11 protein-coding genes are annotated in these 12,683 nt (G+C 63.4%); 4 read left to right on the top strand and 7 right to left on the bottom strand.

Annotated elements, in window-relative coordinates:
• Positions 1-13: 13 nt before the first annotated feature.
• A complete protein-coding gene (locus G4Y73_RS03510) occupies positions 14-3,115 on the top strand; it encodes a ligand-binding sensor domain-containing diguanylate cyclase (RefSeq protein ID WP_164229434.1) in 3,102 nt (1,033 codons plus the stop codon).
• Here G4Y73_RS03510 and G4Y73_RS03505 read toward each other — a convergent pair.
• The 3 genes from G4Y73_RS03505 to G4Y73_RS03495 all read right to left on the bottom strand — a co-directional run bounded on the left by G4Y73_RS03505 (position 3,112) and on the right by G4Y73_RS03495 (position 7,403).
• The gene (locus G4Y73_RS03505) at positions 3,112-4,005 is read right to left on the bottom strand and encodes a GGDEF domain-containing protein (RefSeq protein ID WP_164229432.1); all 894 of its coding nucleotides are present in this window, start codon (positions 4,003-4,005) and stop codon (positions 3,112-3,114) included. The two genes, G4Y73_RS03510 and G4Y73_RS03505, sit on opposite strands and share 4 nt — an antisense overlap.
• 75 nt (positions 4,006-4,080) lie before the next feature.
• Positions 4,081-6,102 (bottom strand): TonB-dependent receptor, encoded by a 2,022-nt coding sequence (locus G4Y73_RS03500; RefSeq protein ID WP_164229430.1) that lies wholly within the window; start codon positions 6,100-6,102, stop codon positions 4,081-4,083.
• Positions 6,099-7,403 carry an MFS transporter gene (locus G4Y73_RS03495; RefSeq protein WP_164229428.1) on the bottom strand — a complete coding sequence of 435 codons (1,305 nt, stop codon included), beginning with the start codon at positions 7,401-7,403 and terminating at the stop codon, positions 6,099-6,101. Before G4Y73_RS03495 ends, G4Y73_RS03500 begins: the two co-directional genes overlap by 4 nt.
• A 77-nt stretch (positions 7,404-7,480) precedes the next feature.
• Between G4Y73_RS03495 and G4Y73_RS03490 the strand changes: the two genes are divergently transcribed.
• From G4Y73_RS03490 to G4Y73_RS03480, 3 genes are read left to right on the top strand one after another with little or no spacing between them, the layout of a single operon-like run.
• Complete coding sequence (locus tag G4Y73_RS03490; RefSeq protein WP_164229426.1) at positions 7,481-7,939, top strand: YiiD C-terminal domain-containing protein; 459 nt, start codon at positions 7,481-7,483, stop codon at positions 7,937-7,939.
• Positions 7,940-7,955: 16 nt separating this feature from the next.
• The gene (locus G4Y73_RS03485) at positions 7,956-8,366 is read left to right on the top strand and encodes a hypothetical protein (RefSeq protein ID WP_164229407.1); all 411 of its coding nucleotides are present in this window, start codon (positions 7,956-7,958) and stop codon (positions 8,364-8,366) included.
• 47 nt (positions 8,367-8,413) lie between these two features.
• Positions 8,414-9,055 (top strand): ParA family protein, encoded by a 642-nt coding sequence (locus G4Y73_RS03480; protein WP_164229405.1) that lies wholly within the window; start codon positions 8,414-8,416, stop codon positions 9,053-9,055.
• Between the two features lie 126 nt (positions 9,056-9,181).
• Here G4Y73_RS03480 and panC read toward each other — a convergent pair whose 3' ends face one another.
• The 4 genes from panC to pcnB are packed head-to-tail and all read right to left on the bottom strand — an operon-like array spanning position 9,182 to position 12,623.
• Complete coding sequence (gene panC / locus G4Y73_RS03475; RefSeq protein WP_164231195.1) at positions 9,182-10,018, bottom strand: pantoate--beta-alanine ligase; 837 nt, start codon at positions 10,016-10,018, stop codon at positions 9,182-9,184.
• Positions 10,018-10,821 carry a 3-methyl-2-oxobutanoate hydroxymethyltransferase gene (gene panB / locus G4Y73_RS03470; RefSeq protein ID WP_164229403.1) on the bottom strand — a complete coding sequence of 268 codons (804 nt, stop codon included), beginning with the start codon at positions 10,819-10,821 and terminating at the stop codon, positions 10,018-10,020. Before panB ends, panC begins: the two co-directional genes overlap by 1 nt.
• A 3-nt stretch (positions 10,822-10,824) precedes the next feature.
• Positions 10,825-11,355, bottom strand: coding sequence for a 2-amino-4-hydroxy-6-hydroxymethyldihydropteridine diphosphokinase (gene folK, locus G4Y73_RS03465; protein WP_164229401.1), 531 nt, complete (start codon positions 11,353-11,355; stop codon positions 10,825-10,827).
• Complete coding sequence (gene pcnB / locus G4Y73_RS03460; RefSeq protein ID WP_205596464.1) at positions 11,352-12,623, bottom strand: polynucleotide adenylyltransferase PcnB; 1,272 nt, start codon at positions 12,621-12,623, stop codon at positions 11,352-11,354. The genes folK and pcnB overlap by 4 nt, the downstream gene beginning before the upstream one ends.
• Between the last annotated feature and the right edge of the window lie 60 nt (positions 12,624-12,683).

Here is a 12,683-nt window from a genome sequence, read left to right as displayed (position 1 = left end):
CTATGCTGAAACGATGATTGTCTCCATTTATACCAGCCATCAATCTGCATTCCTTCTGACTCTCGATCCGGGAGAAACACAACCGCAATCCGTTGCCCGCCAGACCGCATTCCGGCGTTTATGGCTCGGGGCAATGCTGATCATCGGCGGTGCCCTCAGCAGCGTCTCGAGTGCTCAGACGTACAACTTCCATCACTTCGGCGCTGACGACGGGTTACCGCAGGTTCAGGTCTTCGCCATTGCCCAGGATGCCGAGGGTTACCTCTGGGTTGGCACCTACAGCGGCTTGGGGCGCTACAACGGCCGGCAGTTCCAGAATTTTTCCAAGCTCGATGGCCTCGGCGCCAATCTGGTGTCGGCGCTGGCCGTCGGCCCCGAAGGCCACTTGTGGGCGGGAACCGGGTCGGGTCTATGCCGCTTCAATGCAGATGAGGAACATTTTCATTGTCCACAAGGCGAAGGCCTGGAGCAGGCGCATGTCAATACCTTGATGACGAACGATAATGCGCTTTGGGCCGGCACTGATCGCGGCCTCTACCGGGTGCAGGGCGATCAGATCAGTCGGATCGAGGACTCTGCCAGCGCCAACATCCAGAGTCTGGCCCAGGACCACACGGGCAGTTTGTGGGTCGGGACGGCGGATGGCTTGCTGCGTCAGGGCCCAGCAAGCGATAAATTTCAGGCTGTGTCACTACCGAACAATTCCGCGACTTCCGTGACTGCATTGCACGCCGACGGCGATCACCTCTGGATAGGGACCAGCTCCGGCCTGTATCGCCATCTCGACGGCGGCGTCCAGCGCCTTGACGATATTCCATCCGATCTTGCCAATGCCGATATCAGCGGCATTGTCAGTAACGATACGGGTGAGTTGTGGGTGGCATCAAACCAGGGCGTGTACTGGCAGAGGGCCAACGGAGAGCAGGCTTTTCTCGATCGCAGCAATGGCCTGACCAATGAAATCGCTCACACGATCTTCATGGATCGGGAAGGGCTGGTCTGGATTGGTCACGACGACGGACTGAGCAAGTGGATTCCCAGTGCGTTTACCGGCTATCTCACCAGCCACGGCCTGATCGACAATTTCGTTCGCTCGATTACCGAGGACAATCAGGGCCGACTGTGGCTTGGAACGCGCTCGGGCGTGCAGATTGTCGCTCGCGAAGATGGTGACTGGAATTTTGATTCGGCCCGGACCCTGACGGTAGCCGACGGCCTGCTGGACGATCGCGTTTACGCCGTGGCCTTTCCCGGCCCCGGACAAGCCTTGATCGCAACCGACAACGGTGTGGCCCGCTGGCGCGAGGATGAAGGGATCGTCGAGATCATCACCGATGCGGACGGTCTACCGACCAACAATACCCAATCGGTAATGGTGGATCATTCCGGCGGGGTCTGGATTGGCACCAATCTGGGCACGGTGTTCATGGAAGACGGCGAGATCCGGCCGGTCGACGATCCGACATTGGCCGGTGCTTACGCTTTCCGGATTCGCGAGGATGAAGCCGGGCGAGTTTGGTTCGGGACACGTGACAATGGACTGTTTGTCCTTGCCAACGGCAAATTCACTCAATTCGGTGCGGCCGACGGCGTCACCGATGAAACCATCTGGGATCTCTCCCCGGCCGGCGACAACAGCATGTGGATCGGCAGCAACGGAGACGGGCTGTTCCGGGTGCATGCCGACGGCTCAGCCGAGCAACTTACCGAGGCCGACGGTTTGTCGGACAATTTTGTCTGGCAGGTACTCGAGGATAGCCGGGGACATGTCTGGGCCTATACCAACCGTGGATTGTCCCGTTACGACGGCATGGAGTTCCGGAATTTCGGCCGCGACGACGGCCTGCTGCATGTCGAGGGAGGTGCTACCGGCGCCTGGGAAAGCCATGACGGCAATCTCTGGTTTGCTTCGGCCGATGGTCTGATGCGCTACGACCCGGAATACATCCACTCCGAAATGCAACCACCACATGTGGTCGTGGAACGCGTCACTCACGAGGGGCGCTTGGTCACCGAGGGGGAAACCCTGCCGCCAGGGGCCGGCAACATGGACATCCACTATGCCGCCATGAGCTTTCGCTCTGAGGATGCGTTGCGCTATCGCTACCGGCTGGCAGGCGGTGATGAGAGCTGGTCGGAACCCATGGAATACCGCCCGGTAACCTTCGGCAATCTCAGTGGTGGCGAATATGTGTTTGAAGTGCAGGCGCAGTATGGCGAGGGACCGTGGACGGTGCAGCCGGCGCAATTCGCTTTCAGCGTACGCCCGCATTTCTGGGCCACGGCCTGGTTCTGGGCACTGACGATTGTCTTGGGCGGTCTTTTGGTCTGGGCGCTGGTCCGGCTGAAGCTGCGCGCGAGTGAGCTCCGGCGGCGAGAACTCGAGGCCCAGGTGATCGAACGCACCCGGGACCTTGAAAAGGCCAATAAAAAACTTGAAGCGGCATCGATCACGGATCCGCTGACCGGGCTGCACAACCGTCGATTTCTGATGAATCAGATCATTGCCGATATCGCACAATCTCGGCGTGCCTACGTCGGCGACAAGGAACATCCCAACCGCGATATCGTTTTCATGATGATCGACCTGGATAACTTCAAGCAAATCAATGACGAACACGGTCACTTGGTGGGTGACCTGGTATTGCGCGGCTACTCGGATATCCTGCGCCGCCAGTTGCGCACCTCGGACTATGTCGTGCGCTGGGGCGGGGAGGAGTTTCTGGTCGTGGCTCGTCAGACCGAGGCCAAGCGTCTCGATGTCATTGCCGAGCGCATGATGACCGAGGCCCGCGATGCGGTATTCGAGGTCGACGGCGTCAAGGGTGGATTGCGCTGTACCTGTTCGATCGGTATATGCCACTTCCCGTTCGTGCAGAGCGAACCGGACGCGATGAACTGGGAACAGATCGTTGATGTGGCCGATTGCGCAATCTACATGGCCAAACGGCTCGGGCGCAATGGCTGGGTGGCGATCCACGGTACGGAGAAAGCCCGAGTCGATGATGCACAGGAATTTCTACGCCGTCTCAAGTCGGATCTGGAGAGCCTGGTGGCAGCGGGCGAGATCGTGATCGAGAGCAGCTTCCCGAATCCGCTGGACGCTGACAACTAACAAACGAGGTTGCGGCCGGATGACTTGGCCTTATAAAGCTGTCGGTCGGCGGCGCGCAAAAGCTCGCTGATGCTTTCCATTTCCGGTTGCCAGGTCGCGACCCCGGCCGAAAGTGTGATGGGCTTTTCTTCCTCACCGATGCGAAAGCTCGTCCCGGCAATGGTCTGGCGAATGGACTCGGCCAATTGCCAGGCTTCTTCGGCGGTGGTGTCGGGAAGAATCAATGCGAATTCCTCGCCGCCGATGCGCGCCAGCGTGTCGCTGCCGCGTACCCGCTCGGCCGCCAGGTCGGTCAGTTGCTTGAGAATGCCGTCGCCGGCCAGGTGACCGTGTTCGTCGTTGATTTCCTTGAAGAAATCCAGGTCGAGAATGACCAGCGCCAGCTTGTAACCGGAATCGCGCTGTGCCCGGGCCGCTTCCTTTTCCAGTACCGCCATGGCGTGGCGCCGGTTGTACAGCCCGGTCAGGGCATCGCGGATGGTGCTCTCGTGCAGCTCCGAGTGGTAGCCGGCCTCGATGTTCCCCTCGTCGACGAACTTGAGTACGGTTTGACTGATCCGCACCAGGTCACCGTCGCGCAGCGGAGCGCGTTCGATCACTTCGTCGTTGAGCCAGGTGTGATTGGTCGAATCGAGATCCGCGATCCAGTAGCGACCGTCTTCGTGGAATATCCGGCAATGGCGACGCGAGATACTGCGATCGGAGATCTGGAAATCGGCATCCACGGCCCGTCCGATGACCAGCGGATTATCACCGGGAACGATGCGGGAACCCAGCCGCGCCCCACGAATGATGACCAGACAGGCCTCGTGACGCTCATCGACGCCGCGCCGGCTGCCGAGCAGAACGGTCTCACCGTCGGTGGGGTGCCGGTCGGTGTCGCTCGTCATTCGGTGGGCCGATCAGAACAAGTCATACAGACAGTTTAGCCATGACGGCCAGAAATGCCAGCCATGCAATCAAATCTACCAGGCGATGGCAAGCGTGGCATACGCCGTCCTGCCTGCCCCGGGGAAGTAACGATAATTGCCGAAAGCGAAATCCGCACGCTCGGCATAGCGGCGATCCAGAAGGTTCCGCACCCGGAGACCGAGCCGCCAACCGCCCGGCAGATCATAGCGGCTTGAAAAATGAAGCAGGGTCATCGACGAATGTCCGCGTCGATTGGCGGCATCCAGCCAGTAGCGCCCCGTGAACTCCGCCGCGAACTGGAAATCGAGTCGATGACCCGCATTCCAGTTGAGATCCGCACTGGCCATGCGGCGCGGGGCGGCGGGCATGTCATTGCCCTGCACGATGGTCTCCCCACCCAGATCGCGACTGAAACGGTAGCGATGAATGGCATAGCTGCCACGTGCACCGAAGTCGAGGTGATCGGTCACTGGAAACCTCAACGAAAACTCGATACCGCGATGACCTGACTTGCCGTCGCTGACGTTGAAACCCTCGCCGTCACGGAAAATGTAGTTGCGCTTGCGCTGGTAGTAGGCGACCAGCTCCCAGTCGAAAGGCGCCTGGCTGCGCACACCGACTTCGATGGCATCGAGACGTTCCGGATCGAGATTGGCGACATCCTGGCCGCGCTGCAGGCGGTAGAGCTCGGTCGCCTGAGGTGCGCGAAAGCCGCGGGCAAGGCGCAGCCAGGCCTGACCGTTGTCGAACCGGCGGCTCAACGTCAATTCGGGGGCAAGCTCCAGGAATTCATCGCTGCGATCGGCCGGGCGGTTGTAGAGACAGCCGCCGAAGTCACAGGCCGTACCGTCCTCGGCCAGGTTGCCGGTCCGCATGCGGTTGTCGTAGTCATAGCGGATCCAGTCGGCGTGAACGCCGGCGCGAAACTGCCAGTCGTCGGCCAGGTCAAAGGTGCGGGCCAGGTAGCCGCCCAGGCGTCGGCCGTCGACGACGTAGTCGTAGTGCTTCCCCGCCGGCCGGATGCCGGCCACCGGCGGCGGCACGTCGCTGGCCGGACCGTCCTGGACCTGGCTGAGGTCGCCGCGGAACAGCTCGGCATCCACGCCCCAGGCGAGGCCGCGCGCCGGATCGTCACGATCGTACTGCACACCGGCCGAGACCTGGCCGTTTCGCTCCAGCGGCTTGCCCGGCAGGAAATGCTGCAGGAAGGTCATGCGCGAGCGCCGGGCAAAACCCGAAAAGCGGTGCTCGACTCCGTCGGCGCCGATCCACTCGGCTTGCGAAATCAAGCGCAGCGCACTGGCGCGCCGGAAAGCCTCGGGGTTGAGATTCTGACGTCGCAGATCCGGATCGGCATAGGCACGATAGCCGAGAATATATCCGGCGGTATCCTGGTCCAGCCGGGCGCCGCTGAGCAGCGTTCGCCACTGCCCGCGCTCGATCGGCACGACATACTGAAGGGTCCCCAGTTGATGTTCATACTGCTCGTCGACCCGGAAACTGCCGGCATCGGTGGCGCTGAAATCGGCGCCGATCCGACCATCGGCGACTTCGCTGGTCAATCGGCCGGAAGCGCGATAGTAGTCGTGGCTGCCCGCTTCAAGACGCAGTCTGTCGTCCGCACGCGGCGACAGCATTCTCGGCGTGATGTCGATGACGCCGTGCAGACCGCCGGATGCATGACCGAGCCCGCCCGGACCCCGCAACACGCTGACGCTGCCGGCTTGATCCAGGTTGACCTCGAACAGGTTGTTGACGTTGCAGAAACCCGGCGGCCGAATCGGAATGCCGGTCTCGAGGATCAGCAGCGCGCCACAACCGCCGGCGCCGGAGAGAATCGGCGAGCGAATGGCGGTAAGGTGCTCCTGACCGCTACCGCGCGTGACCCAGCTGCCCGGCAGACGCGAGAAAAGCTCGGCCGGATGAGTGGGCCGGATGTTTTCGATCTCTTCCTCCGACACTGTCGCGGTGGACTGCGGCGCCTCCGGCGCGATATTGCGTCCACGCACCACCAGCCGGTCAATCTCATCGGATTCACCCGCCAGCGCAGCCAGCACCAGAATTTCGAGCATCATGATTCCGGAAGCCCCTTCCGACGCAGCCGGGCCAGCAGCACGAAGGTAATCGCACCTCCCAGGGTCAGGGTGAAGGGAAACGCCAGCACGAAACGCCCCCAGCCTTCGCCGGCCGCCTCGAGAAGCTGATACACGCCAACCCCCAGCAGCGGCGCCAGCAGACCGCGAATACCGGTCAGGGTGACGTGGATGCCCATGTAGAGAGTCGACTTGTCGTCGCTGGCGAAATCATTGTGGCCCAGATTCCAGCCGAGCTTGCCGCCGGCAAATGAGACGCCCATCGACAACGCACCGGCCCAGAACAACAGCTCAATGCCGGTGATCGAAGCCAGCGTGAACAGCAGCATGGTGATCACGAACATCCAGGCCTGCCGGGCGCGGTAGTCGAGAATGTGGACGGCATCGAGCCGACGCGCCCAGATCGGCGTGAAGATCGCAAGCGTCACCAAGGGCAGTGCCGTGGTAATCAGCACCTGCTCGAACCGGGCAAAGCCGAACTGTTCGTTGAGCAGCACCACCAGCAGGGCGATGACCATCAGGTTGCCGCTGCCGAAAGCGAACATGGTCAGCATGTAGCGGCGATACCAGCGATCCTCGCGCAGGATCTGCCAGGCCGCGCGCAGTTGTCCGCCGTGGCGCTCGTGGCGCTGGGCGAGTTCGTCGGTCTGCAGCCTCCGGCCCTGGCGCACACGCGTGGCCTGATAGCGCCAGGCCGCGAGCAGACCGGCCAGTCCTGCGATGGGAAAGGCGACCCGCCAGATTTCCGGCCACCAGTTCATCAGGGCCCCGATCAAGGCCGCCGTGGCGGCGATGGTGAGCGAATAGATGATGGTGATCCAGCCAGTGATCCGGGCGCGCACATGGCGCGGAAAATTGGCCCGCCAGATCGCCGCCCTGAGCGTGATGACGCCCGCCCAGGCCAGCCGCGCGAGAATCATGGCCAGGGTGATGGCGACCAGGCCGACCGGGCTGGTCGGCACCAGCGCCATGGTGATCAGAAACAGCGAGGTGGCGGCCATCAGCGCCGCCACCCAGGGCGGCTTGTCACGACCCTCGGCCAGACCGGAAACCCACAGGCTCACGATGTTGGCAAACGCCGGCGCGCCGGCCACCAGGGCCACGGCGAAATTGACCCAGGCCGCGCTCGCGACGCCGTCGAACTGCGTCTTGACCACGATCCCGACCAGCCCGCCCTCGATCGCCCCCAGGGCAACCGCCATGGCCGCGTTGGTGCGCACTTCGCGCGGCATCAGATTGCGGGCGACAAAGGGAAGCGCGGATGATTCAGAGGCGGCGGGCATGCTGATATTTTACGGTATGAGGCATCAAAGACCGAGAGACACCCGCGATCAGAATGCGTGGCGGATAGAATGAACCCATGGATAACACGATCAGCGAAGCCGCCTGGCTGGAACGCACCCTCACGACCGACATTCCCCTGGGCGGTGCAATGGATTTGACCGTCACGCGCCTCGACGACGAAGGCGTGGAGTTGACCCTGCCGCTGGCACCCAGTGTCAACGACAAGGGCACGGCTTTCGGCGGCGCCCTGGCCAGCGCCATGATCCTGGCGGGATGGGCCCTGCCGCGGCTGCTGCTCCGGCGCGCCGGAATGAGTGCGGAACTGGTCATTGGCCGCTGCGAAACGCGCTTTCTCACGCCCGTGCGCGGCGATTTCCGGGCGCTATGTGCCTGGCCCCGGGCCTCCGATGGCCGGCGTTTCATCGAACGCGTCGAAGAGAAGGGTCGCGCCAGCCTGCTGCTGGAACCCCGTATCCTGGCCGCAGAAGGGGTGGCGGCGACGCTCGTGGCAAAGTATGCTGCCCTGAGAGGGTAGAGCGGTGACACGAACGATGCGACAACTGGCAAGCACTTTACTGGCCGTGCTGTTGCTGGCGGCCTGCGCCAGCACGAATCAGGCCGAACGCCAGCGCCAGGAGGCTCTGAATCGCTGGGAATCGCTGGTGCGCTGGAGTGAATTCCACGCCCTGCCCGACATGATTCATCCCGACTGGCTGGCGGAAAATCCGATACCGGACCTCGATCTCCGGCGCCTGGAGCAATTTCAGGTCACGCAGTATCGCGTTCGCAGCGTACTCACCGATCCCGACGGCCAGGGGCTGGAGCGGACCGTGGAAATTCGCCTGTATCATAAGCACAGTGCCTACGAGCGCGTCATCGAGCACCGCGAGGTGTGGCGCTACGATGAGGATCGGGAACGCTGGCTGCTGCATTCGGGCTTGCCCGATCCGCGGCCAGGCTGACAGGGAGCAAAATCGAAGGGGGCGACCAATACGGAGGGCTGCAGACCATGCGAACCATTGCCATCGTCAACGCCAAGGGCGGATGCGGCAAGACCACCATCGCGACCAGCCTGGCCGCGGCACTGGCCTGGGATGGCCACGCCGTGGCGCTGGGCGACATGGATCCCCAACAATCGGCCGCCGACTGGCTGGCGAACCGCCCCGAGGAGTACCCGGAAATCATCGGTGTCACGCCTCACAAGGGGCAGCTCAGGGCACCGCCCGAAGCCGACACCCTGGTGCTCGACACCCCGGCGGCGATCCATGGCCACGAGCTGGGCAATGTGGTGCGGCGCTCCCAGACGATCCTGGTGCCGGTACTGCCCTCGCACATCGACATGCGCGCGGCCTGGCGCTTCCTCAATCACCTGCTCGAGCTCAAACCGGTCGAAAAAGGCGAGGTCCGCGTCGGCCTGATCGCCAACCGCGTCAAGCCCCACACCATCGTCTACCGCGAACTCACGGGCTTTCTCGATGACTTCCGCGTCCCGGTCGTCGGGCAACTGCGCGACACCATGAATTACGTGCGCGCTTTCGAGCGCGGCTTGAGCGTCTCGGACCTGCCGCCCTACCTGGCCTGGCAGGACTGGGAGCAATGGGAACAGGTGATGGACTGGATTCGCAGCAAGAAGTCGGTCGGGAAGGGCTGATGAGTAATGATCAATGACCAAATGATCGAAAGCACCAAACGAAGTCGGTTTTTTTTGGTCATTGGGTCATTAATTCATTGAAAATTGTTTGGTACTTGGTGCTTGGTCTTTGAACATTCGTGCCTCTCAGAGAGGCACGTTATCGATCAGCCTCGCCCGCCCCAGCCAGGCGGCACCGAAAACGCGGCTCGGTCGACCCGCCCGGGGTTTGCCGAGATCTTCGGCCGAGCGCCATTCCAGATAGTCGGGGCGGAAACCCGCTGACTCCAGTTCATCGAAGCCTTGCGCCTTCAGCGCCGTAAAGTCCTCGCCGGCGTTCAATCCTTTGGCAGTCGTTTCGAGCACGCGGTAGAGCGTCGGTGCCGCGGCGCGTTCGGATTCATCCAGATAGCCATTGCGCGAGCTCATCGCCAGGCCGTCGTCTTCGCGCACGATGGGCGCACCGAGCAGCTCGACCGGCAGCGAGAAGTCACGCGCCATTTGCCTGAGGATCAGCAGTTGCTGGAAGTCCTTTTCGCCGAACACAGCAAGGTCGGGTGCCACCTGGCTGAACAGTCGCAGCACCACGGTCGCTACACCGTCGAAGTGGCCCGGCCGCGAGCGGCCGCACAGGCAGTCGGCCAGCCTCTCGGGCACGCGCAGCATGAAAGGTTGCTTAAGCGGGTACATGGTCTCGACCGGAGGCGCCCAGACGAAGTCGCAGCCGACCGAAGCCAGGGCTTCGAGATCGGCCTCGAGGCTGCGGGGATAAGCGTCGAAATCCTCGCCGGGCCCGAACTGGGTCGGATTGACGAAAATCGATGCCACTGTGGTCTCGCAGCGCGGGGCAGCCGCCTCGACCAGGCTGAGATGGCCGCGGTGGAGATTCCCCATGGTGGGCACGAAGCCGATTCGACGGCCCCGGTCGCGGGCTCGACCGATCGCCTGGTGCAATTCCGACAACGACTCGACGACGCGCGGCATCACTGCCAGCTGTGGTCGGTCGTCGGGAACCGCCGCTCTCGCACGGCTGCAACGTAAGCCGCAAGCGCCGCCTCGATGCTGCCGGCCTCGGCCATGAAATCGTGAACGAATTTCGGCGCCCGACCCGACGAGATACCGAGCATGTCGTAGAGCACCAGGACCTGGCCGTCGACCTCGACCCCGGCACCGATGCCAACGACCGGAATGACCAGGGCTTTTGCCACCTCGCGCGCGAGCGGGGCCGGCACACATTCCAGCACGAGCATGGTCGCGCCGGCTTTCTCCAGCGCCCGGGCATCGGAGGCGAGTCGGCGTGCCGGACCGTCGTCACGGGCCTGGACGCGATAGCCGCCGAGCCGGTGCACGTGCTGCGGCGTCAGGCCAAGATGAGCGCACACCGGCACGCCGTTGGCGACCAGGTTTTCGACAGTCTCCGACAGGTTTGCACCGCCCTCGAGCTTGACCATCTGCGCCCCGGCACGCATCACCGCCGCCGCCGCATTCATGGCGCTGGCGCGGTCGTGGTAACTCATGAACGGCAAGTCGGCAATCAGCAGCGCGCGCTCGAGTCCGCGACGCACGGCGGCGGTGTGGTAGACCATGTCCTCGACCGTTACCGGCAGGGTCGAGTCGCGCCCCTGGATGACGTTGCCGAGGGAATCGCCGACCAGCACGCAGTCCACCCCGGCCGTGTCCAGCCGGCGGGCGAAACTGGCGTCGTAGGCGGTCAGCATCGTGATGGGCTCGCCAGCAGCCTTCATGGCTGCGAGGGCGGGTACGGTCACCGGACCGGAAGTCTTCATGACTCAGGAATTCCTTGCTTGTTGCGCGATGACAAATCCAGGCGCGGGGCCCGGGCGAATGCCGTCGCGTTCATTATCGTCGAGTGCCGCCAGCAATTCATCCACCCGCCCCCGACCAGGAATTTCGAGTTCCGGATCCAGCTCACACAGCGGCACCAGCACGAAGGCGCGCTGGTGAATGCGCGGATGCGGCACGGTCAGATCGGCGCGCTCGATATGCTTCTCGCCGTAGAGCAGCAGGTCCAGGTCGATCAGCCGCGGGCCCCAGTGGCGCTCGTCTCGCACCCGGCCCAGCTCCGATTCGATAGCCTGCAGCGCGTCGAGCAATCCCGGCGCGGATTCGGTCGTCTCGACCACGGCAACGGCATTGAGAAATTCCGGCTGGTCGCGATCGCCCCAGGGCGGGGTCCGATAATTGCCGGAGCGGGCCACGACATGGGTCGAAGGCCGGGCGTCGATCCGCTCCAGGGCCCGGTCGAGCATGGCGACCCGGTCGCCCAGGTTGGCACCCAGCCCGATCCAGGCTCGGATCAAGGTACGGCCTTGCGCCGCCTCGGCCGGCGACGGCCCTTGCCCTTGCCCTGGCCGGCCTGGACCATCTGCCAGCGCTCTTCTTCACCGACTTCCTGGATGGTAGTCCACCAGTCCGCCAGTTCCTGCAGGTCGGGATCTTCCAGGGCGCGCAGCAGCAGAAAATCGTAGGCGGCTCGGAATCGCCGCTCGCTCATGACGCGCAGGGCGCGCTTGCCGCGACGTTTCTCGAAGCGCGGCTGCAGGCACCAGATGTCCTTGGCCATGCTCGAAAAGCGCCGATGAATTGCAACGCGCTCGGCCTGGGTGACGATTGCCTCCTCGCCGGCCGCCGCCAGCGCCTCCACCGGCGCCATTCCCTCGTCGATCAATTCCTTCGAACGGTCCTCGACACGGCTCCACAGGAAGGCCGCGAACAGGAATGCCGGGGTGACCGGCTGGCCTTCGGCAACGCGCTGGTCGGTGTTCTTCATCGCCTGCTCGACCAGCACCGGGGGGCGGGCCGGATCATCGAACAGGTTGGGGAACAGCTGTTCCCAAAGCCCGAACTGGACCAGGGCCTGAAAAGTCGGCCAGGCCTTGCCGCCCATGAACAGCTTGAGAATCTCCTCGAACAACCTGGCCGGCGGGATATCCTGCAGCAATGTCGCCATTTCAGGAATGGGGTCGCCCGTCGCCGGATCCAGCTCGAGGTCGAGCTTGACTTTGAAGCGCACCGCCCGAAGCAGGCGCACCGGATCCTCGCGGTAGCGAGTCACCGGATCGCCAATCAGGCGCAGCCGGCGCGCAATCAGATCCTCGTAACCGCCGACATAGTCCCGGATGGTGGCCGTTTCCGGGTCATACATCAGAGCGTTGATGGTGAAATCACGGCGCCGGGCATCCTCTGCCTCGCTGCCGAAGACGTTGTCGCGCACGAGGCGACCCTGCTCGACTTCGCGATGCTCGTCGTCCTCACCCTCGCCGAGACCGCGAAAGGTCGCCACCTCGATGATTTCGCGGCCGAAGCGGACATGGGCGAGGCGGAAACGGCGTCCGATCAGGCGGGCACTGCGAAAGACGTCCCGCACCTGCTCCGGGGTGGCGTCGGTGGCCACGTCGAAATCCTTGGGGTCATGGCCGAGCGCCAGGTCGCGGATGCTGCCGCCGACGATATAGGCCAGGAATCCGGCTTCCTGCAGCCGTTCGACCACCTTGCGGGCGCTGGAACTGATGCGGTCGGCGCGGATGCCGTGACGCTGCTCGGGAATAATGCTTGCCTTCTCAGACAATGGCGAAGGTTCCGTATCGGGATGAATGCAGATCGATCAGTCGGGCGCGATCAGTCCGGC

Source organism: Wenzhouxiangella sp. XN201, assembly GCF_011008905.1.
Taxonomy (GTDB): Bacteria; Pseudomonadota; Gammaproteobacteria; order Xanthomonadales; family Wenzhouxiangellaceae; genus Wenzhouxiangella.
Note: the sequence above shows the minus strand (reverse complement) of the source record. Positions and strands in the feature narration are given on the sequence as shown.

Bases quoted from the DNA above. Each gene is read 5' to 3' on its own strand.
- G4Y73_RS03510 (WP_164229434.1), top strand. From the start codon at position 14: ATGATTGTCTCCATTTATACCAGCCATCAATCTGCATTCCTTCTGACT.
- G4Y73_RS03505 (WP_164229432.1), bottom strand. From the start codon at position 4,005: ATGACGAGCGACACCGACCGGCACCCCACCGACGGTGAGACCGTTCTG.
- G4Y73_RS03500 (WP_164229430.1), bottom strand. From the start codon at position 6,102: ATGATGCTCGAAATTCTGGTGCTGGCTGCGCTGGCGGGTGAATCCGAT.
- G4Y73_RS03495 (WP_164229428.1), bottom strand. From the start codon at position 7,403: ATGCCCGCCGCCTCTGAATCATCCGCGCTTCCCTTTGTCGCCCGCAAT.
- G4Y73_RS03490 (WP_164229426.1), top strand. From the start codon at position 7,481: ATGGATAACACGATCAGCGAAGCCGCCTGGCTGGAACGCACCCTCACG.
- G4Y73_RS03485 (WP_164229407.1), top strand. From the start codon at position 7,956: ATGCGACAACTGGCAAGCACTTTACTGGCCGTGCTGTTGCTGGCGGCC.
- G4Y73_RS03480 (WP_164229405.1), top strand. From the start codon at position 8,414: ATGCGAACCATTGCCATCGTCAACGCCAAGGGCGGATGCGGCAAGACC.
- panC (WP_164231195.1), bottom strand. From the start codon at position 10,018: ATGCCGCGCGTCGTCGAGTCGTTGTCGGAATTGCACCAGGCGATCGGT.
- panB (WP_164229403.1), bottom strand. From the start codon at position 10,821: ATGAAGACTTCCGGTCCGGTGACCGTACCCGCCCTCGCAGCCATGAAG.